Below are 19,368 nucleotides of genomic sequence, written 5' to 3'. Positions count from 1 at the left end.
TCACGCTCCCTTGGGCAAAGGCTTAGCCCGCAGGAGAAACCAAGGGTATAAGTAATACTTCTACGGGCTGAGCATGATGGTAATCAGATTTAAAGGAAGAGACATGTGTCCACCTGCTTGGAATTATTTTAAAGGTGAAAGTGGGGAGTGGAGCCCACGCCGTACATCCGCTTTGCTCTCCCGTTAATGAAATCAATGTGAATGCCGATTTGGGCAAGTAAATCCGTATCAAACACTGTTGCAGCGCACCCTGTATCGAACAATACGTTTGGTAATAGAGCAGTTTGGTCGTGATGTCTCAATGTTAAGGAAACAATTGGCAAACCATTATGAAGGTTAATCTTCATGTACGCTGCCGTACTCCTGAGAAAAACTCTTCTACAACCTCGACATCGGATCGACTGGTATGGAACACATACAGTTCGCGTGACGGATACAGTTTGTGAAAATGTTTATACCCGCTCCATGCATCTTTTGGGTTATCGTAATCCTGAATAACCGCCATGTCTTCAAGATTGCGCACGCGGTTATTGGAACTGGCTTTTATAGCCTCAACCAACACAAATCGCCTTGGATGTGATTCGGCAATTTCTTCCCATTTCATCGACTTCACCTCGCTCTTTTTGCTTTATTTTATTATAACATAATCGGGGGGACGGCAAGGAAGCAGTAACCTCTACCATGTGATCAGTCCCGTTACCCTTTTAAAAAGGATGAAGGCTTTTGTTTTACAGAATAACCGCTGAAATATGTGGGAATTTGCGTGTAAATGATGTACTATATATAGAAGGAAGAAACTACCATTAGGGATCATAGTGCAACTAACAGGAGTGATCAAAACATAAGACTGTACCACAAAGTTATACTAAGATAGAAATGCATCTGGTGATAGTCTAAGAATATAAATCCCTACAAAAGCAGTATTCAGCATGACGACAGGATGGAAGATGGATCAGGTTTTGAGCTATACTTTTATATATAGGTGTTGAAGAAGAATCACAAGGCAGAAAAAGCTCATTGCTTCAGGTAGTAGAAAGTAGCTTTTGCCTAGAGCTACCTGTGGTATATTCTTGATCGGAGGTGAATGTTAAGACATATGACACCCAACCAACACTTAATGACTTATACGCTGAACAGTGGTATAAAGGGAACGGTCGACCTATCCAGTAAACAGGTGCAGGAATGGATTAAAGCATATCGAATTGGCAGCAAATTTGTAACAGTTGTGGGCAAACAATATTTTGGTTTAAACCCTGAGTTGGTAGCAGATTTCAAGGTACATAATGAATACTCGGAGCAGAGAGAACACATATCCATGATACAGCCTGTAATGGAACGCAAATCTGTAGATCTGGACCCATTGGTAGAAGCGTACAGCCAGTATAAAACATTAATTCAGGTAGAATGTAAATGTGGTGCTTCCTATATAGAAGAGTCACCGCACAAAAGAACCAAGTGGTCATGCAAGGAGTGTAATAACATTGTGTTCCTGGATCGTAAAAAGGGCATGGTGGATACGGATAAAGGCAAGGCATGGTACATGACCAACAAATACTATGTGGAAAGACAAAGCAACTGACAGATTGTCAGTTGCTTTCTAACTATACACTCACACCTCTGGTGTGCCTACTAAAATGATATTAGGTCTTTTGCCAAATAATAAAATTGATGTTTTTTACGCTTTGTAGTACATTATCAAGTGTATTATAAGGAGGCTTCTCATGTACGGACATAGACAAGATGATACTTTATACATCATGACTTACACATTAAATAGTGGTATCAAGGGCACAGTGCCTTTGTCTAATCAACAGATACAGGAATGGCTTGAGTGTTACAGAATCGGCAAGAAATTTGTAACCGAGATTGGCAAAGAGTACTTTGGACTGCATGCGGAACTGGTGGCTGATTTTAAGGTGCATAATCAGTATTCAAGCTATCAGGAGGTTATTATCCCGATTCAACAGCCGGATACTGGCCTAAAAGAGTTGTCCCAGGCTTACAAATCAACTGAAACCTTAATTAAAGTAGATTGCAAATGTGGTACATCGTATGTAACAGAATCTCCCTTTAAGCGGACCAAGTGGTACTGCACCAAATGCCGGGAGATTGTTTTTCTCGATAACAAAAAGGGAATGGTGGATACTTCCAGAGGCAAGGCCCATTATATGACCAATAAGTATTTTGTGGAACGGGAAACAACTGGCGTATAAGCCGGTTGTTTTTTTTCGCAAGGTTTGTATAGGTCCTGACTTTTCAAAGCCGATTGCGCTATAGTGAAAAAGGGGAAAGATGAATCTTGATATAACGATAGTCAGGTGGTGAACGTCATCCGGGAAGATCATACCAATGGTGCAAGAAACCGCATGAGCACGAACAATGTGTACATAAACGAAACGCTCCATATGGAACAAATCATAAGTGACCTGCGGGTGATGGGCTATGTGGCTTTTCATCATCATCCGCAAATCACAGGTGAGCTTGAAGAGCTGGAGGCGTTAAAAGAGCAACTATTGTCGTTTTTTCAGCATCATGTATTGTGGATTGAGCTTGACCCGCTAACGCAATATGTGGTGGTGAATAACATGGGGAAGGCCACGGTTCTCAAACTCATGGGTCGAAAAATGAACCCGCTCCGGGATATGAGAGCAAACGCTGCTTTGGCTGGACAGCCGCTGCATGAGTTGGATCGGGAGATAGAACGGCTCAATCGGCTGGCTCACCTGTTGCGCTACACCCGTTTTTCTTAAGCGACGGAACTAACGTGAAAAAAGCATTCACGAAGTATGGATGATCCCATGCTGTGAATGCTTTTTAGTTTGCTTACACCGATTTCAAAAACTCTACAATCGTCAGCAGACCCTTATCAAAATTATCCAAGTTAAAATGCTCATTAGGCGCATGCAGGTTCTCATCTGGCAAGCCGAAGCCCATCAGCACGACTGGGGCAGTCAGCACACGGGAGAAGGTTTCCACGATTGGGATGGAGCCTCCATCCTTGGTAAAGAGGGCACGCACACCGTATACCTTCTCAAAAGCATCGGCTGCCGCTTGCAGAAACGCGTGTGACGGGTCGATGTTAAAGGCGTTTGCTTTTTCACCTTGCTCAATATCCAGAGTAGCTCCTGCCTGAACATGAGCGCGCAAATGGCGCTCGATTTTGTCCAGAATGTCTTGCGGATTCTGGTTAGCCACCAAGCGGCACGTGATTTTAGCATGAGCTTCTTTCGGAATGACCGTTTTCGTGCCTTCCCCTTGGAAGCCGCCGTATACGCCGTTCAGCTCCAGTGTCGGACGCGCCCCAACACGCTCAACGAAGCTGAATCCTTCTTCGCCATAGAGGGAATCAAGTGCAAGATCTTGTTGCAGCTTGCTCTCATTGAAGCCTTGCTTCTCGAATTCTTCTCTCATCTCTGCCGATAATGGAGCGACATCGTCGTAGAATCCTTCGACGCTTACGCCGCCTTTGTCGTCATGCAGGGTTGCCAGCAAGGACACCAGAGCATGCAGGGCATTCGGCACGCCGCCACCGAAAGAGCCGGAATGTAGATCTGTGTTCGCCGTGTGAATGGCGACTTCCAGTGAACATAGTCCACGCAAACCTGTGCAAATGGCAGGCTTCCCTTTTTCGATCAAGGAAGTGTCGGACACCAGTACAGCATCGGCAGCCAGACGTTCAGCTCCAGTTTGTAAAAACTCAAGCAAGTTCGGACTGGACACTTCTTCCTCGCCTTCAATGCAGAATTTGATGTTCAGCGGCAATTTGCCTTCCTGCTTCAAAATGGCCTCAACTGCCTTAATGTGCAAGAAAACCTGTCCTTTATCATCTGTCGCTCCGCGCGCATACAATTTTCCATCACGGATGGATGGCTCAAACGGCGGAGTTTCCCACAGGTGAAGCGGGTCTACGGGTTGTACATCATAGTGTCCATACACGAGGATCGTTGGTTTACCAGGTGCGTGCAAATGATCGGCATATACCAGCGGGTGCCCTTTGGTTGGAATGATTTCAACGTTTTCCAGACCGGCAGCAGTCAGTTTGGCAGCCAGCCAATCAGCTGCTTGGTTAATGTCCTTTTTGTGCTCCGATAATGCTGAGATACTCGGAATGGACAGCCACTCCTGTAACTCGCCCAGTTGTTGCTCTCTGGCTTTTTCAAAATATTCGGAATAACTCATAAACTATGTATCCTCCTTTTTCAATGTAAATCGTGTGAATGTTGCGCTATCCTCCGAACCGAGGTTGTGGACGATATGTCTAGTTTACTACGTTTTGTGCTGAACGAAAAATAGGGAGATAAAAAAACGATTCTACCCGGGTCTGTTCAGACCTGAGCAGAATCGCCCTTAACCAAGCATATGGATGCACTTATGCGCGAATGTCCAGTTGACCCCCGAGATGAGGCTGTACGCTTTTTTCCATCATCTGCACTAAAGCCTGTCCTTGTTCACTGGCCTGATCCTTAGCCATACTTAATACTTTCACACTTACGGCTTGAGCTAAGCTGGCCTGACTCATACCTGTTGATAATGCTGCGATATCCATGTTCCAACCCTCCTTCATTGTGAAGACTCTTTCTCTGTATTTATCGGTTGGAACGGTTATTTTGTTTCATCTAATTGGAATTGTGTCAGTAAATCTTGAAGCTGCTCTGCCAGACGGGTCAAATCTGCGGCAGACGAACCGATCTCTTCCATGGAGGCGAGTTGCTCCTCTGCGGCTGCGGACACGGTCTCTGTATGGGATGCCGCTTCTTCAGCGATGCGTGTAATTTCCTCCATGCTGCTGACGACTGTACTCGTTCCATCTGCGACGCCAGCGGTAGAAGCTGCGACGTTATCAAGCTGCTTCGCTGATTTGGCTACTGCTCTACGGATGCGAGAGAAGGAGCGACCGGATAGGTCAATGGAATTGATACCATCATTTACGCGTTCCTTCGCTGATTCCATAGCAACCAGAGCTTCAGACACACCGTTCTGTATCCCTTGAATTTGTTCACGAATTTGTTGTGCGGAATGAGCTGAGTTTTCAGCCAGCTTGCGGACCTCTGTCGCCACGACAGCAAAACCTTTGCCATGCTCTCCTGCGCGTGCTGCCTCAATGGAAGCATTCAATGCGAGCAGATTAGTCTGGCTGGCAATTTCCGTAATGACAGTGACGATCGTTCCGATTCGTCCAGATCGGTCACTCAAAGCACCGATAATCGTATCCAGTTCTTCCACGGTAGTACGAATGCCGTCAATGGAGACGACGCTGTTGCCGATATGCTCACTGCCTGCATCCGACGCCTGAATGGCCTGTGTGGAGTAAGTGGTCATTTCAGCCATAGTTTCAGTCATCGCGGTGATGTCTGTTGCCATGTCGCTAACCCGTGTCTGATTAGCTTTAGCGCTGCCCACTTGGCGTTCGCTGCCTGCAGCCACATCTTGAATGGCTATGGTCACATGCTCGATAGCCCGGGTCGTTTGTTCTGCACCTGCTGCAAGCTCCTGCGAGGATGCCGACAAATTGCCTGTCATCGCTTGAATTTCTTTAATCATGTTACGCAGGTTATCTACCATTTGTTGAAAATATCTTGATAATTCACCAATTTCATCTGTGCTGGTCGTAGCTACGTTAATCGAAAGATTACCTTTGCTGATGGCATCCATAGAATTACGTAATCTTTGGATGGGCTTAAGTATACTGCTGATTAGCCACATTGCGAGTACACCAATGATGATGGCTGCAATCACCAACACGATGATCGTCGTGATAAGAATCGGCTGGGCGGAGGCACTGGTTTCTGCTTTGTCCATCGTTCCGGCAATTTTCCAGCCCGTCAGCGCATTAGTTTTGAAAATCAGGTGTTTGTCTACGCCATTAAAATCGTAACTAAAGCTACCTTCCTCGGAGGCAAACAGTTTGGGTATCGTTTCCCCTATTTTGGTACTTCCGCTGACGTCTGTCGGGTGGGTTACGATACGTTTGGTACCATCCAATATCATAATAAAACCATTTTGTCCTATTTTTAACTTTGTGATTTCTTTTAAATTATTCAGGTTCAGGGAAAGACCGAGAACGCCGCTGTTGTCGGGAAGTGTGCGTGAAATATACACAACGGGGACCTTAGCCGTATTGAGTCCAACAGGGCTGATTACGGTTTGTCCGGGTTTCTCCATGGCCTGTTTATACCACGGACGCTCACGAGGATCGTTTGTGGAGCCTACGGCTTTGCCAATAATGAGTTTACCTTCGGGAGTTCCGACAAACATATCAACAGCTTCTGCATGCATTTTTAAATATACTTGTAATTTTTTCAGAATGGCATCATCTGCTTCAGCACTGTTATCACTAACCGTCATCGTTGTAGAGTAATATTCGAGATCAGCGATTTTGGCCTGAATCGTTTGAGTAACAGCACGATCAGATGCGGTAACGCTAGACGTTGCACTGTCCAGTAATTGGCGATCTGTCTGGTTGTACGCTGCCTGATAGGAGAAAGAGCCCACAATAATACTAGGAACAAGCATGACCAGTAGAAATGCTGCTGTCAATTTCTTGCGTAGTGTTAATGTTTTCAGTCGTTTCAGTTGTTTCATCAAACCCCTGCTTTCTATCTACATATTCATTTCTGATATTTATACCATATGTATTTACTATCGGTTATTTTGAGCTGAATTGATAGATTTATTACTAATTTGTCCAATACGCTAAAGAATTTCTTGCATAGCATGGAGTATCTTGCAATTTGGAGGGATAAGGTATGGGTTTTTTTCTGGATATGAGAAGCTCCACCAATTCATCAAAAACAGGTGAGGGTCCCGATATACAGCTGGGTCCTATACCGGAGCGGTTCGGTTTGATCACCCTGCGAACCTTTCTTGTGCCGGGTCCGATTGTAACTTTTAGTGGTTCCATTGGTCTGATCGGTGAGATTGGCGATACGTATGCGGTTGAAATCGTGCGTGGAGCCGACTATGATCCGAGCGAAGTAGTCTACCGCGCCGAGGGGGTATTGGGCGTGACTGGATCTAATGAAACGCAAGCTTTTAATGCACAGGATCTGTCCGCTCCCTGGGCAATACAAACCGTATATTCTTCTTATATTTCTGGTGTATCGACCACTGTTCGTAATGGTCCAGAGGTGTTCACGGGCATCGCTTCGACTCCGTTTTTGTAAATATATCAGACAAGGATTTTTTATTAAGAATTCACTGACTGTTCATAGTTCTCCTATGATTAGGTCGCTGCGCTCCGAGCTTATCAGCCACGAGTCTGGGGCAGACATTTGCCGCAGGCTCGTGGCCATGATTTTTAACCACAACACCCAGAACACAATGGACCTAGTTGTTGTAATTTCCTTTATGAGCGTGTTCTACAGAGTTGATTGTGCTTCTCGGATTCTATTTCTTTAGAATCTCTCGCAAATACACTGTCAACTCATCTGCTGCTTTGGCATGGGCGGAGAGCCCGGGATGGCTGCGAGATCCTATCGTTTCTTCCGTCGTGTTAGGCAGTTGGAATACGGACACATTCCGATCCCTCGTTCTTTTCTTGTACGCGTCTACCGCTCGGTAGATTGAGGGCATCATCGGAGTACCCAGCATCCCATAGGCCCACACAATATGAGCAGCAGGATTGCAGGTCCGAAGCTTGACAAGAAAACGTTCGATAGCGCTTTCAAAATCTTGTAAATCCTCTTCATTGAATGTACCGTCCTCGTTCAAGCGTTGCTTGTACACTTTCCCGCTTGCTGGGTCCGTCCATGCAGGAGAATAAAAGGCTCCCCCGTCATTAGTCCCCAAATTCACTACGACCACGTCCGGCTGCCATGAGGTAAAATCATGATCTGAAAATGCCCCTAATGCTTCATTTCTCTCACCGGTTAGCACACCACATACCTGCTCATAATATGCGGGTATGTTTGCATGCGGATTATTATCCCAGCTTGTTAGGACACCCCATCCGCTTTGTGATAACACTCGGTAGTCCGCATTCAGTGCTTCGGCTGTTATGGCTGTATAATTGCGTAGTGCTGTGAACAGCATGGGAACCCAGTCTGTCTCCTCCTTCGCTCCAATCGTTCCTTCTCCCGAGGTAATGCTGTCACCGATAAATTCCACCTTGAGGGACTTATCAGTGACTGGCAGCAATTCCCCGTCCACCTTCAGGGCATGGATTTGCAACAAGCAGCGCGAGTCCGAACTCATAGGCTGGACATCCTTGACCACACGGACATTTTTGACCGTATCAGGGTTCAACCCTCTCAAAACACAGGTCCAATGTCGTCCTGCGGTCACCATCAGGCGACTCATCGGAACACCATTGATGACAATACTGATCCAGGGTTCATACACCTGGTAATCGGCCTCAATTTCAATCCACAGCTCTGAGCCTTTGATATTCAATTCAATGCCACTGCCTGTCCAAAACAGAGTAAGAGGTGTACATGTGGGCGTAGTTCGACCATGAACCTTTACATGCTTTGCTTTTGTAAGTGGGTATGTCTTCAATCTCTTGTTATGTGACATTTCAACACCCTCCTCATGATATATAAATGAATGCTAGTTTCTGTAATATTGTAAAAGAAGTGACAGGGAATCTCAAATTCTATTTCTAAACAAGCAAGGGTCCAAGGCTTTATATGGATTATTCTTTTCGATCCCGGACTTTAGAACAACAAATGATATCAAAGAAGCACCAGCCCATTGAATTTTGCTGGTGCTTCTTTGATATGCGGAGCAAAGATTACTTGCTAAGTGGATTTTTTCACAAATATTATTTTATCTATTAATTAGCTTTGCCAAACATGACGATATTAATCGCCTTGCCGAAGTCTATACCTATTTTTCCAGTTAGCTCTGCTGTTTTTTGTGCTAACACGACTGCATTGACACCACAAGAGAACAGCGCAATATCAAAGTCATCTTTGTGTGCTGCGATCCATTGGAGTGTTTCGGGCATTTGTTCATATTGATGAAATGCCAGCGTGTGCGCGATATGCAGCTTGTACGGATCAGTCTCAAGAACAGGCTTTACTTCAGCGGCCGTTCGGGTGACCAGCAGAATGCGTCGATTTTTCAGCATGTCCCAGAAAGCGGGTGTCTTAGCCAAATACCGATTCAGGCAGGCATGGCAAGTCAGCGCGGGGGAAAGAGCATAGTGAGCAAAAACCTGATCGGTCAGCTCCCGCTTCATATAGGATGGTGCTTTAATAGATTCGTCATCATATGGCAAAATGCCAGCAATGCTGGCTTTGCTCACTGCCTCAGCCACCGCGTCCCGTAGTTCCGTATTCGGTAGAAACAGTCCCTTTTGACCGAGATTGGCTTTGACCGCCCAACGTTCCTGTAATACCTTTTCCATCGGCCAGACGGTGTCCTGCGACAACACCAAATTTTCACCATCCCCAATACGAATGAGCGAAAAGGACTGGTGCTGATCGAGTGCCAGCTTCAATCGTTTCAGTACCTCGTCAATCTCCAGATACCTTGGATTCGTCATATCATGTTACCTCCCTGTCGTTCCCTGCTTGTTCAACTTTTCAGATGGAGTAAAAAACTTTGTATTCTATCATATGTCGAAAGCGAAAAGGTTTTTGTATGAACGGCTATTCTTTTTGGATTCTACCTATTTTTACAAGATTCGTTGCATCTGTACGTGCCGTTTCAGGAGCGTCTTCATAACTTGAGAGAAGACGGTTGAAAGGGAGGAAGATCAATGAATCGCAAGATTGTAATTGAAATTAATTTTAATAACTATGGGATGAATCCCAACCGCCTGACACGTGAGTGGATCAGTGAGCGACTGGATATATTCAGAACCTTTACGCTGCGTAGTTTACTCAGTCAGACAAATACGGATTTCTTATCTGTCGTCAAGCTGGCGGGCGGATGCAGTGACATTGTGGAAGAGGAGCTGGCCAAGTATGAGCCCATTCCCGACCGCATTCGTTTTGGTACGAGCATTGAAAGTAAACGTCGTATCAATGCGTATATCGAAGACGCGGACGACCTGCTCATTGCTCGAATTGATTCTGACGATTTGTATCACCAGTCATTTGTACAACAGTTGCATGATTACAAGTTTCAACCGGAGACGGTTGCGTTGGTGAACCAGATGGGTTACCTGTGGGATGCGGTTGAGGGACAGATGGCACCGGTGTTTCACCGTTCGCCTTCTTTTTATGTGTTTCGCTATCAAGTGGAGGATTTTCTAAATGATTACCGTGTCGTCATTCCTGGGAAGGGTACGCACGGATATGTAACGGAGCTGCCGCATGAGGTCATTCCGCTTCGCAACTATGTGAACGTCATTCATGCCGCCAATACTTCGGTGAAAAAAGTGCCAGAGAAGGATCGGCTGTCAGAAAATGAAATGAATGCTGTGCTGGCTGAATTTCTGGGAACAGGCATTGCCAATTCGTAACGGTCAGGAGGAGATTATATTGTTCAAAGGAAAAAAACTGCTGGTGACCGGAGGAACAGGATCTTGGGGGCAACGCCTAACGGCTGAATTGCTGAAGGAGGGACCGGCAGAAATTCGTATTTTCTCACGCGGTGAATTTGCACAGATTGCCATGCAGCGGCAATTTCAATCTGATCCGCGCCTGAATTTCATGATTGGAGATATTCGAGATCTTCAGGCATTGCAGGAGGCATGTCGCGGAGTGGACTATGTATTCCATTTGGCGGCATTAAAGCATGTCCCCGTGTGTGAGAGACAGCCGGAAGAGGCTTTCAAGACGAACGTACACGGTACGGAAAATGTGATCCGGGCCAGTATTGAACAGGGAGTCGCCAAGGTAATTGATGTCTCTACAGACAAGGCGGTAGACCCGGTGAATGTATATGGCATGACGAAGGCGATAGGTGAAAGACTGATGATCCGCGCCAACACTTTAAGTGAGCGTACTCGCTTTGTATGTATTCGTGGCGGCAACGTGCTCGGAACAAGTGGAAGTGTCGTGCCCCTGTTCAAGCGCCAGATCGCGGAAGGGCAGGATTTAACGCTGACGAGTCCAGATATGACACGCTTTTTTCTCACGCTCGGAGAGGCGATTGGCTTGCTGCTGAAGGCTTCTGTCACGGCGATTGGGGGAGAGACACTTGTGATGAAAATGAAGGGCTGCAATATTGCAGATCTGGCAGAAGTGATGAAAGAACAGGCGGGGCAGCCTGCGTTGAAAGTGAAGGAGATTGGTATACGTGGTGGGGAAAAGCTGCATGAGGTGCTGATTTCGCCCTATGAGGTGCCGCACACGTATCGCTATGATGATCGTTATTTTGTTATTCTTCCCCAGCAAGCAGACGAACGCTTACTGAGCCAATATGGTGGATTGGAACGAGTGAGCTTCGATCAATATCGCTCGGACGATGAGTTGATGAACCGCGCTGGAATTGCTGAGCTATTGAGAGGCATGGAGTAACGATGAAAGAGGTGGGTATTTTGCAGCTTATGGAAAAAATAACTAAAGGAACTGTAAAGGTTGCGGTAATCGGCCTCGGTTATGTAGGGCTGCCGATGGCAGTGGAAATGGCAAAGGCTGGTTATGATGTATATGGTGTGGATTCCGATCCCGTCAAAGTAGCCAAGCTGCTTCAAGGAAAGTCGTACATCATAGACATTGGCGATGATGCATTGGAAGGTCTGATCGGGCAGCAATTGCATCCGGTTACGGATATCAAGGTGCTGGAGCATGCGGATGTCGTTGTCATCTGCGTGCCTACGCCACTGACGGACGGACACCAGCCGGATACGTCCTATATTGAAACGGCTATTGATCAGGCCATACCTCATTTGCGTAGACAAACACTGTTGATTCTGGAAAGCACCACCTATCCGGGAACGACCGAGGAACTGATTCGGCCGGTGATAGAGCAGCGCAGGGGCTGGACAGTAGGTAAGGATTTTTATGTGTGCTTTTCACCGGAGCGTGTTGATCCGGGCAGCGTTCATTTTAACATTCGCAACACACCCAAGGTGATCGGCGGCTGCACACCGGATTGTCTGGCAGCGGGAGTAGGTTTTTATGGGTCCTTTTTGGACCAGATTGTACCAGTCAGCTCGACAACCGTGGCGGAAGCCGCCAAGCTGTTCGAGAATACGTTCCGCAGCGTCAACATTGGAATGGTTAATGAGCTGACAGCCGCCTGTGAGAAAATTGGCATCAATATATGGGAGGTACTGGATGCGGCGGCAACCAAGCCATTCGGCTATATGCCTTTTTATCCGGGACCTGGGATCGGGGGGCACTGTATCCCGGTTGATCCGCTATACTTGTCATGGAAATCCGAGCAGCATGGTTTTCCACTGGAATTCGTGGACTTGGCAGATCGCATGAACCGGCGTATGCCGCTGTATATCGCGGAGCGAATTGAAGCCATGCTCGCTCAGAAAGGTAAAGCCATAAACAAAGCCAAAATTATTCTGGCAGGTGTGGCCTACAAAAAGGACATTGATGATGTTCGTGAATCCCCAGCTCTTGTTCTGTTTGAACATCTAATAAAACTGGGAGCTTCGGTGAGCTTCACCGACCCGTATGTATCGAGCTTTAAGCTGAACGGTGAAGCAATCTCCTCTCGAACGGCAAATACTCAGTTATGGGAAAGTGCAGATATCGTAGTCATCACGACAGACCATTCTGTGGTGGATTACCAACAGCTGGTCGACCATGCCCCGCTGGTCTTCGATACACGTAATGCGACTGCACATTGTACAGGTGGACATGTCGTCATCTTGGGGCATCCCGGTGATGGAGGGGGCGCCGCTGTTGGCTAACCGTGATCAGGTAAATGAACGTTATTACGGGCAAATCAATTCGGAAGAGTCCCATGAAGCCACCCGCAATAGAATTCACTGGATTTGCCGCCATGCACAGGGCCATACTGTGCTGGATGTTGGGTGCAGTCAGGGCATAACGTCCATTTTGCTTGGGCGGGAAGGATTTAAGGTAACGGCCATTGATTTGGAAGAGGGCAGCATTTCTTATGCAAAAAAAGAACTTCGCCAGGAATCCGCACCCGTCCGGGGAAGAGTCCACTTTCAGTTAAAGGACATTTCACAATTCGAGCGTCCTCCCGGTGGATTTGACACCATTATTTTAGGGGAGATTTTGGAACATTTTGCGCATCCCGACACCCTGCTGGCTCATGCTTATCGCTTATTGAATAAAAAGGGAACGCTTGTCTTGTCTGTACCTTATGGATACCATCCGTTTCATGATCACAAGCGGACTTACTATGCCGGGAGCCTCTCCCGTGTGTTGTATCCTTATTTTGATGAACAAGCGCTGGAGGTGCATCACAAATATTTGTGCTTTGCCGGCCGCAAGAAGTCGAAAGAACTGCGTGAGGCCAAACCAGGGGTAGAGCATCTGAATGAGTGGATGAAACTGGACGAGGATCAATTTCGACTGGTGGAGCAGCAGCATGTTCGCAAAATGAATCAGCGAAAGGCCGCACTCGATAAGGCGGTACAGCGAATCCGGCATATGGAGGAACAATTTTTGCCGTTGCACAGGTATGCACGTGTCGAACAGCTAGACAAGACGCAGGCTGAAAGGAGAGGTGCATATACTGATGGCGAGTCTACCGGAAAAACGACGGCAGATTCAGCCAAAGGTAAAGGGGATGACGTGAAGTCATGACTGAGCATCCAATGACTATCAGCTTGTGTATGATCGTAAAAAATGAGGAGCAGACACTGGCCCGCTGTCTGGATTCGGTCGCAGACCTGATGGATGAAATTATCATTGTGGACACGGGATCGACGGATCAGACGAAGACGATAGCAGCCCGCTATACGGATCGGCTATATACGTTTGAATGGAGGGATGATTTTGCAGCCGCCCGTAATGAATCGTTTGACAAGGCGACGTGTTCCTACATCATGTGGCTGGATGCGGACGATGTGCTGCTGGAGCCGGACCGTGAGCGCCTGCGCGCCTTGAAGCGGCGTTTGTCTATGGATATCGACGCAGTGGTAATGCCACTTCATTTGGCAGAGGGGGAGCAGGGTGAACTGTTGTTCACCTCACGCCGTATCCGTCTCGTGAAGCGTGAGCGACAATACCGCTGGGAAGGGCGTCTGCATGAGGATCTGGTGATACCTCAGGGGCAAATCGTGCATTCGGATGTGGCAGTAACTCACCGCCGAATGCAAGACCACACGCTCCGTAACCAACGTATTCTCGCCCGGTGGATCAGCGAAAGCGGCAAGCTGGAGGGGCGTCTGCTGTATTTGCACGCCAATGAATGTTTTGACCGTAAAGAATATGCCGAGGCGGCAGAGGCGTTCAACCATCTGTTGGAGGAGCCAAGCGGCTACCGCGAGGATCGGATTACCGCTTGTGCGCGGTCGGCGGAATGCTATCTTCACCTCGGGAAGCCGGAGCAACAGCTGGATAGTCTGTTACGCTCCTTTCGATACGGTGTACCGCAATCAGACTTGTGCTGCATGATCGGTGACTGGTTTTTCACACGAAACGAATGGACCACCGCCGCATACTGGTATGAAAAGGCATTGGAGCAACAGCATCACCTTCCGGGTGTGCGACCTGTTCCACTACCATGCTACTCCTGGTTACCTCATGTGCGGCTTAGCCATTGCTATGCCCATGTAGGTCAGCTGGACGCTTCGTATGAGCATAACCAAACCGCTTTACGCTATTTGCCCGACGACCCGCATTTACTGGATAATGCACGCAAGCTCAAGGAGGCTATTTCCAACTCCCCACTCTCAGCCCGTTCCTCAAAATAGTTTAAGCTGTTCCGGTCCGTTATCCTCTTCGGGTGGCTTGTGAAGGGGAAAAGGTTTAGGGTCCATGCCAAGCATGGTCATGAGCTGCTTGGCGTTAGCAGCGGCGTCTCCACCTGAATTGTTATTGAAAATAACACACACCTCACGGCTTTGCTGCTCCAGCTCCAGCAATCTGTCTCTCCATTCGGTCAACTCTTGTGCATTGTACCGATACAGATAACGAACCTCCCGCCAATTAGGCGCGGAGCTTTGATTCCAGCCCGATATGTTCCGTCCGTGGAGACGTACAACTGTCAGATTGCCGTCTGTAGCCAACGGCACAATGGGAACCGACCCCGGTCCCGCCTGCGGCTCGTCGCATACGCTGTGTATCCAGCCTTCTTCACGCATGAATGCCAGCGTTTGTTTCCGAAAATCGGGTGTGAACCAGCTTTGATGTCTGAATTCAAGTACGGATGGGATCTCTCCCATCCTTTTTTTTGTGTCTCGCAGTACAGCGACATTCTCACGTGTACAGTCGAACCAGGGTGGGTACTGAAACAGCACGGCTTTGAGCTTGCCCGCTTCGCGAAGAGGTTGTATAGATGCATGCAGTGCTTCGTACATGGCATCTATTGTTTTGAAGTAAGGCTGCTTGCCGCGGGTATGTCCAGTCATGCCTTGATAGGCTTTGACGAGAAATGAAAAAGAGTCAGGGGTTTCCGCCGCCCAGCGTGCCATACGATCTGTGGGCTGCACCGCATAGAAAGAACTATCCATCTCTACTACCGGAAAATGGCTTCCATAGACGCTTAGTTTTTGGTTAGCTTTGGTGCCGGTTGGATACAAGTCATCATGATCGCCCCAACCCGTAAGTCCAATTTGAATCATAACTTCCCCGCTCCTTTCTCTTATGAATCCTTCTAAAGGCGTTCCCATGAATCATTTTAATGATAAAATGGGGTGAATCACATGAAGTTGGTATGAAGTTCCTATGAATATTTAAGCTCAAATGAATCCATTTCATAAATGATTAAACCATTTTGATCTATATGTACTCTTTATTAAAGCTACTGAAGGTATTATGAAATGGATTCAAATAACGATTATTGTAACATGTTTGTTGCTCAGGATTTTTTGTAAAACCCTTATTCGTAATGCTTTTGAGTTTCCAGTTTGAAAAAGCTAATATAGTATGTAATAGAGCGAAATGAGTTCATGGAGGAGAAACGATATGGCAGAATGGTACGAGCAAAGCTTTGGGGAAGATTATTTATTGGTATACAAGCATCGCGACTTTCAGGGAGCCTATCAGGAAGTGCAAAAAATGATCTCCTGGCTCAAATTACCGCAAGGCTCCAGCGTATTGGATTTATGCTGTGGGATGGGCCGTCATTCGCTTGCGCTCGCAGATGCAGGTTATAAGGTGACAGGTGTAGACCTTTCCAATGTGCTGCTGAGAGAGGCACGTGCAGCTGATTCCGAAGGGCGGGTAAGTTGGCATCAAGGGGATATGAGAGAGGTGCCGCTGGATGAAAGCTATGACGCGGTGATGAATTTGTTCACCTCCTTCGGTTATTTTGAAAAGGATGAGGAGCAGCTAAAAGTACTAAAGGAAATATATCGGCTGTTGAAGCCGGGAGGACGCTTTATCATAGATTATTTGAACCCTGCTTATGTAACCGCTCATTTGGTACCGCATTCGTCACGGGAGGATGAAGGGAACTGGATTGAGGAGCATCGGGTCATTGAAGATGGCTTTGTGAAAAAACAAATTGCGATTCGGTCAGCTGCATCCGTTGCGGGCACTGAGATAGCCTCTGCTCTGGGCACGACTCCTACTGAGGGAGAACCTGCGCGCGTGTATCATGAACGAGTGAAGCTATATCCATATGAAAAGTTTCGTGGATTGCTAGAGCAAGCCGGACTATCTGTAGAGCAGGTACATGGAAGCTATAATGAAGATCAATATATTGAAGATGCTTCGCCTCGAATGATTTTTGTCGGCGTGCGGGCATAAAACAGAAAGGCGGATGGAAGCCATGAAATTGCCAGAGCTTACACCATGTGAGCGAATAGACGGAGGCTTTCAGGTCAAAATATCCATGTCCTTTCCGCTGCGCTGGGTGAATAGCTATGTGCTCAAGGGACAGCACGGTTTTACGATTGTAGACCCGGGGCCGCGCAATATGGACACTGAGGCAGAATGGGCGCATGTCTTCCAACAGCTGGGGATGTCCTTTGGGGATATCTCTGACATTGTGGTAACTCATCATCACCCCGATCATTACGGATTGGCGGGCTGGATGCAGCAGCAAAGTCAGGCTCGTGTACATATGTCAGCTCGAAGCCATAAGGAAGCGATGATGATGTGGGACGCTCCAGAATCGACGGTCGCTATGGAGAACAGGCTTCCCCGCTTTTTTGTCCAGCATGGCTTTCCTTTGGAGCAAGTGTCGGCCTTGGAATTACATATGCGGCAGGCATATTTGCAAGTGAATCCACAGCCTGAGATTACCGTTATTCCTACCGGAATGGACGCTCGTCTGGAATGGGGTGAACGCAGTTGGCTCCCCGTCGAGACAGGAGGACATGCGCCTGGACATGTGTCCTTATATGACCCGAATAGCGGCGTTATCCTCTGCGGTGACGCAGTTTTGCCGCAGATTTCTCCTAATATCAGTCTGCTGCCAGACAGTGATGCCCAGCCGTTGAAGTCTTATGTAGACGGCTTGCAGCGTCTAGGCGAGCTTGAGGTAGCGTGGGCATATCCGGGGCACCGCAATCCGTTTGGTTATTTTCGGGAGCGGACGCAAGCGTTGCTGGCGCATCATGAAGAACGGCTGGAGAAATTCCAGCAGCTGATCCAACCGGAGGGCAGCACAGCCTATGAGCTGTGCATGGCCATGTTCGGTGGCAAGCTGGGTATTCACCAGCTAAGGTTTGCCATGTCCGAGACGCTGGGTCATCTGGTGGAACTGGTGCGCCGTGAACGGGCCTCTATGAGCGAGACGGACTCAACCACGCGCTTCTATCCCCTTTGCCGTCAATAGTCGCGGAAAGTTAACCAACAAAGTGACATGACAAGAGCAACATGACAAGCGGCATGCATGCCGGAAAAGAGGATTTTATGAATTTGCTGCTGCTGGGAGCTACCGGACGCGTAGGACGGTACATATTAGATTATGCATTAGCGGACGGCCATGCCGTTACGATCCTTGTTCGTTCACCGGACAAGCTGGAGGATTACGCACCCGGATACGGGAATCAGCTGCAAATCGTACAAGGCGATGCCACTAATGCAGAGGACGTAGCACAAGCGCTGAAGGGTGGGGCGACGACTGTGATCAGTGCGCTGAATACGGATGGAACGACTACCTTATCCGCTAATATAGCCCTGCTGATCCGGCTCATGCAGGAGCGGTCCATTTCCCGGCTCATTACGGTAGGAACGGCAGGGATTTTACAAAGCCGGACCGAACCGGACCTGTATCGGTACGAGTCCTCCGAGACCCGGCGACGCAGCACTCGTGCGGCTGAGGAACATCGGCGAGTGTACGAATTGCTGCGTGAATCAGCACTAGACTGGACAATCGTATGTCCAACCTATCTGCCGGATGGAGCGCGGACAGGGATTTATCGTGTGGAAAAAGATTTTTTGCCTGAAGGTGGCTCACAAATTACCACCGCGGATACGGCTGATTTTACCTATCGTCAATGCAAGAGTTACGAATTTATCCGTACACGGGTAGGCATTGCCTACTAATCATGAACGCCAAACATAGCTTCATTTTTAAGTATTAACCAGAGCGCGGTAAGTGTACCTACTCATTGCGTTCTTTTTTTCATTTGACAAATACTCAGGCTTAGAATACTATGATTCTTAACGGAAACACTGTTTCCTAAAATCTTGTGTAGATCTTTAATTTATTATAGTAGCATCAAGCGACAGTTCTTAATAAGCAAAAGGAAGTGTATTGAATCATGTCCGAGCCATCGCATCCCTATAAAACCTATTCGGAAGTGAAGCTACAGCAGCAGCAATTGCTACGTAAAAATGTCATCGATGCGGCATGCATCCTTCTTGCGGAAGAAGGGCCAGAGGCCGTGACCGTGCGGCGAGTTGCGCAGAAATTAAGCTGTTCCACCAAGATCATTTACAGTATTTTTGGCAGTAAGGATGGTCTTGCCAATGAGATGTACCTGGATGGATGTCGGCTATTGGCTGAATCCTTCCAGCAAGTACCTGTTACCGAAAGTGTACTCGCTGATCTTGAAGCTTTATGCTGGGCGTACTGGGAATTTGCGCAGCTTCATTCAGCTTATTACAAAATGATGTTTGGCGGTGCATTATCTGATTTCAAGCCGGATGAACAGAGCTTGGAGGGTACCACAACGGCATTGTCACGAATTCTGCACACCGTCACACATGCTATGGAGATAGGGGCACTGAAAGAGGAAGATCCGCTGTTGGTTGTCCGAATGCTGTGGTCTGCTTTACATGGAGTCATACATCTTCAGTTTGCAGGTCATTTTTCAGATGTAGATATGGCTCAAGGAGTGTATACATTTACACTGAAGAATACGCTCGTAGCATTTAAAACATCCTCATCCCCATCGTAAATAATGAAGTGTACTGAGGTCGT

Annotated in this window: 21 protein-coding genes; 13 read left to right on the top strand and 8 right to left on the bottom strand. The window is 47.5% G+C overall.

Translation table 11 applies throughout. From position 1 onward, the window contains the following. Positions 1-128: 128 nt before the first annotated feature. Positions 129-347 carry a hypothetical protein gene (locus tag ACYCSE_RS03350; protein ID WP_254326776.1) on the bottom strand — a complete coding sequence of 73 codons (219 nt, stop codon included), beginning with the start codon at positions 345-347 and terminating at the stop codon, positions 129-131. Continuing rightward, complete coding sequence (locus ACYCSE_RS03345; RefSeq protein ID WP_023990050.1) at positions 344-604, bottom strand: hypothetical protein; 261 nt, start codon at positions 602-604, stop codon at positions 344-346. The genes ACYCSE_RS03350 and ACYCSE_RS03345 overlap by 4 nt, the downstream gene beginning before the upstream one ends. 492 nt (positions 605-1,096) lie before the next feature. Here ACYCSE_RS03345 and ACYCSE_RS03340 point away from each other — a divergent pair, with 492 nt between their 5' ends. The 3 genes from ACYCSE_RS03340 to ACYCSE_RS03330 all read left to right on the top strand — a co-directional run bounded on the left by ACYCSE_RS03340 (position 1,097) and on the right by ACYCSE_RS03330 (position 2,750). Next, the gene (locus ACYCSE_RS03340; protein ID WP_440723118.1) at positions 1,097-1,579 is read left to right on the top strand and encodes a hypothetical protein; all 483 of its coding nucleotides are present in this window, start codon (positions 1,097-1,099) and stop codon (positions 1,577-1,579) included. Between the two features lie 142 nt (positions 1,580-1,721). Beyond that, positions 1,722-2,213, top strand: coding sequence for a hypothetical protein (locus ACYCSE_RS03335; protein WP_013311697.1), 492 nt, complete (start codon positions 1,722-1,724; stop codon positions 2,211-2,213). A gap of 153 nt (positions 2,214-2,366) precedes the next feature. Next, positions 2,367-2,750, top strand: coding sequence for a hypothetical protein (locus ACYCSE_RS03330; protein WP_459701372.1), 384 nt, complete (start codon positions 2,367-2,369; stop codon positions 2,748-2,750). A 73-nt stretch (positions 2,751-2,823) separates the two neighbouring features. Here ACYCSE_RS03330 and ACYCSE_RS03325 read toward each other — a convergent pair whose 3' ends face one another. The 3 genes from ACYCSE_RS03325 to ACYCSE_RS03315 form a co-directional block, all read right to left on the bottom strand. Next, positions 2,824-4,179, bottom strand: coding sequence for a dipeptidase (locus ACYCSE_RS03325; RefSeq protein ID WP_459701370.1), 1,356 nt, complete (start codon positions 4,177-4,179; stop codon positions 2,824-2,826). 190 nt (positions 4,180-4,369) lie between these two features. Next, a complete protein-coding gene (locus ACYCSE_RS03320) occupies positions 4,370-4,546 on the bottom strand; it encodes a YjfB family protein (protein ID WP_023990044.1) in 177 nt (58 codons plus the stop codon). Positions 4,547-4,602: 56 nt separating this feature from the next. After that, positions 4,603-6,582, bottom strand: a complete 1,980-nt coding sequence (locus ACYCSE_RS03315; RefSeq protein WP_459701367.1) for a methyl-accepting chemotaxis protein — start codon at positions 6,580-6,582, stop codon at positions 4,603-4,605. A gap of 164 nt (positions 6,583-6,746) precedes the next feature. On the opposite strand from ACYCSE_RS03315, the gene ACYCSE_RS03310 reads away from it, so the two are divergent. Further along, a complete protein-coding gene (locus tag ACYCSE_RS03310) occupies positions 6,747-7,163 on the top strand; it encodes a hypothetical protein (RefSeq protein ID WP_459701365.1) in 417 nt (138 codons plus the stop codon). A gap of 223 nt (positions 7,164-7,386) precedes the next feature. Here ACYCSE_RS03310 and ACYCSE_RS03305 read toward each other — a convergent pair whose 3' ends face one another. Both ACYCSE_RS03305 and ACYCSE_RS03300 read right to left on the bottom strand, forming a co-directional pair. Further along, positions 7,387-8,514, bottom strand: a complete 1,128-nt coding sequence (locus tag ACYCSE_RS03305; RefSeq protein ID WP_459701363.1) for an SGNH/GDSL hydrolase family protein — start codon at positions 8,512-8,514, stop codon at positions 7,387-7,389. A 259-nt stretch (positions 8,515-8,773) separates the two neighbouring features. Continuing rightward, positions 8,774-9,487 carry a GT-D fold domain-containing glycosyltransferase gene (locus tag ACYCSE_RS03300; RefSeq protein ID WP_459701361.1) on the bottom strand — a complete coding sequence of 238 codons (714 nt, stop codon included), beginning with the start codon at positions 9,485-9,487 and terminating at the stop codon, positions 8,774-8,776. A gap of 216 nt (positions 9,488-9,703) precedes the next feature. Here ACYCSE_RS03300 and ACYCSE_RS03295 point away from each other — a divergent pair, with 216 nt between their 5' ends. From ACYCSE_RS03295 to ACYCSE_RS03275, 5 genes are read left to right on the top strand one after another with little or no spacing between them, the layout of a single operon-like run. Next, positions 9,704-10,411, top strand: coding sequence for a glycosyltransferase family A protein (locus tag ACYCSE_RS03295; RefSeq protein WP_459701359.1), 708 nt, complete (start codon positions 9,704-9,706; stop codon positions 10,409-10,411). Between the two features lie 19 nt (positions 10,412-10,430). Then, positions 10,431-11,411: a polysaccharide biosynthesis protein gene (locus ACYCSE_RS03290; protein WP_039272612.1), complete on the top strand. Its 981-nt coding sequence runs from the start codon at positions 10,431-10,433 to the stop codon at positions 11,409-11,411. Between the two features lie 2 nt (positions 11,412-11,413). After that, a complete protein-coding gene (locus tag ACYCSE_RS03285; protein ID WP_442434764.1) occupies positions 11,414-12,763 on the top strand; it encodes a nucleotide sugar dehydrogenase in 1,350 nt (449 codons plus the stop codon). Then, positions 12,756-13,631 carry a class I SAM-dependent methyltransferase gene (locus ACYCSE_RS03280; protein ID WP_459701356.1) on the top strand — a complete coding sequence of 292 codons (876 nt, stop codon included), beginning with the start codon at positions 12,756-12,758 and terminating at the stop codon, positions 13,629-13,631. Before ACYCSE_RS03285 ends, ACYCSE_RS03280 begins: the two co-directional genes overlap by 8 nt. Next, the gene (locus ACYCSE_RS03275) at positions 13,628-14,743 is read left to right on the top strand and encodes a tetratricopeptide repeat-containing glycosyltransferase family 2 protein (protein ID WP_459701354.1); all 1,116 of its coding nucleotides are present in this window, start codon (positions 13,628-13,630) and stop codon (positions 14,741-14,743) included. The genes ACYCSE_RS03280 and ACYCSE_RS03275 overlap by 4 nt, the downstream gene beginning before the upstream one ends. On the opposite strand, the gene ACYCSE_RS03270 is transcribed toward ACYCSE_RS03275, so the two are convergent. After that, on the bottom strand, positions 14,735-15,613 hold the full coding sequence (locus tag ACYCSE_RS03270) for a DUF72 domain-containing protein (protein WP_459701352.1): 879 nt from the start codon (positions 15,611-15,613) through the stop codon (positions 14,735-14,737). The genes ACYCSE_RS03275 and ACYCSE_RS03270 overlap by 9 nt on opposite strands. 343 nt (positions 15,614-15,956) lie before the next feature. Between ACYCSE_RS03270 and ACYCSE_RS03265 the strand changes: the two genes are divergently transcribed. The 4 genes from ACYCSE_RS03265 to ACYCSE_RS03250 all read left to right on the top strand — a co-directional run bounded on the left by ACYCSE_RS03265 (position 15,957) and on the right by ACYCSE_RS03250 (position 19,345). Then, positions 15,957-16,742 carry a class I SAM-dependent methyltransferase gene (locus ACYCSE_RS03265; RefSeq protein ID WP_322160223.1) on the top strand — a complete coding sequence of 262 codons (786 nt, stop codon included), beginning with the start codon at positions 15,957-15,959 and terminating at the stop codon, positions 16,740-16,742. Between the two features lie 22 nt (positions 16,743-16,764). Continuing rightward, positions 16,765-17,775 (top strand): MBL fold metallo-hydrolase, encoded by a 1,011-nt coding sequence (locus tag ACYCSE_RS03260; RefSeq protein ID WP_459701350.1) that lies wholly within the window; start codon positions 16,765-16,767, stop codon positions 17,773-17,775. A gap of 77 nt (positions 17,776-17,852) precedes the next feature. Beyond that, positions 17,853-18,488 carry an NAD(P)-dependent oxidoreductase gene (locus ACYCSE_RS03255; protein WP_459701348.1) on the top strand — a complete coding sequence of 212 codons (636 nt, stop codon included), beginning with the start codon at positions 17,853-17,855 and terminating at the stop codon, positions 18,486-18,488. Positions 18,489-18,706: 218 nt separating this feature from the next. Further along, positions 18,707-19,345 (top strand): TetR/AcrR family transcriptional regulator, encoded by a 639-nt coding sequence (locus tag ACYCSE_RS03250; RefSeq protein WP_061828860.1) that lies wholly within the window; start codon positions 18,707-18,709, stop codon positions 19,343-19,345. Positions 19,346-19,368 lie beyond the last annotated feature (23 nt).

This window comes from Paenibacillus sp. SEL1, assembly GCF_054602535.1.
The sequence above is the reverse complement of the archived record's forward strand: the minus strand, read 5'-3'. Positions and strand labels throughout refer to the sequence as shown.

Bases quoted from the DNA above. Each gene is read 5' to 3' on its own strand.
- ACYCSE_RS03350 (WP_254326776.1), bottom strand. From the start codon at position 347: ATGAAGATTAACCTTCATAATGGTTTGCCAATTGTTTCCTTAACATTG.
- ACYCSE_RS03345 (WP_023990050.1), bottom strand. From the start codon at position 604: ATGAAATGGGAAGAAATTGCCGAATCACATCCAAGGCGATTTGTGTTG.
- ACYCSE_RS03340 (WP_440723118.1), top strand. From the start codon at position 1,097: ATGACACCCAACCAACACTTAATGACTTATACGCTGAACAGTGGTATA.
- ACYCSE_RS03335 (WP_013311697.1), top strand. From the start codon at position 1,722: ATGTACGGACATAGACAAGATGATACTTTATACATCATGACTTACACA.
- ACYCSE_RS03330 (WP_459701372.1), top strand. From the start codon at position 2,367: ATGAGCACGAACAATGTGTACATAAACGAAACGCTCCATATGGAACAA.
- ACYCSE_RS03325 (WP_459701370.1), bottom strand. From the start codon at position 4,179: ATGAGTTATTCCGAATATTTTGAAAAAGCCAGAGAGCAACAACTGGGC.
- ACYCSE_RS03320 (WP_023990044.1), bottom strand. From the start codon at position 4,546: ATGGATATCGCAGCATTATCAACAGGTATGAGTCAGGCCAGCTTAGCT.
- ACYCSE_RS03315 (WP_459701367.1), bottom strand. From the start codon at position 6,582: ATGAAACAACTGAAACGACTGAAAACATTAACACTACGCAAGAAATTG.
- ACYCSE_RS03310 (WP_459701365.1), top strand. From the start codon at position 6,747: ATGGGTTTTTTTCTGGATATGAGAAGCTCCACCAATTCATCAAAAACA.
- ACYCSE_RS03305 (WP_459701363.1), bottom strand. From the start codon at position 8,514: ATGTCACATAACAAGAGATTGAAGACATACCCACTTACAAAAGCAAAG.
- ACYCSE_RS03300 (WP_459701361.1), bottom strand. From the start codon at position 9,487: ATGACGAATCCAAGGTATCTGGAGATTGACGAGGTACTGAAACGATTG.
- ACYCSE_RS03295 (WP_459701359.1), top strand. From the start codon at position 9,704: ATGAATCGCAAGATTGTAATTGAAATTAATTTTAATAACTATGGGATG.
- ACYCSE_RS03285 (WP_442434764.1), top strand. From the start codon at position 11,414: ATGAAAGAGGTGGGTATTTTGCAGCTTATGGAAAAAATAACTAAAGGA.
- ACYCSE_RS03275 (WP_459701354.1), top strand. From the start codon at position 13,628: ATGACTGAGCATCCAATGACTATCAGCTTGTGTATGATCGTAAAAAAT.
- ACYCSE_RS03270 (WP_459701352.1), bottom strand. From the start codon at position 15,613: ATGATTCAAATTGGACTTACGGGTTGGGGCGATCATGATGACTTGTAT.
- ACYCSE_RS03265 (WP_322160223.1), top strand. From the start codon at position 15,957: ATGGCAGAATGGTACGAGCAAAGCTTTGGGGAAGATTATTTATTGGTA.
- ACYCSE_RS03260 (WP_459701350.1), top strand. From the start codon at position 16,765: ATGAAATTGCCAGAGCTTACACCATGTGAGCGAATAGACGGAGGCTTT.
- ACYCSE_RS03255 (WP_459701348.1), top strand. From the start codon at position 17,853: ATGAATTTGCTGCTGCTGGGAGCTACCGGACGCGTAGGACGGTACATA.
- ACYCSE_RS03250 (WP_061828860.1), top strand. From the start codon at position 18,707: ATGTCCGAGCCATCGCATCCCTATAAAACCTATTCGGAAGTGAAGCTA.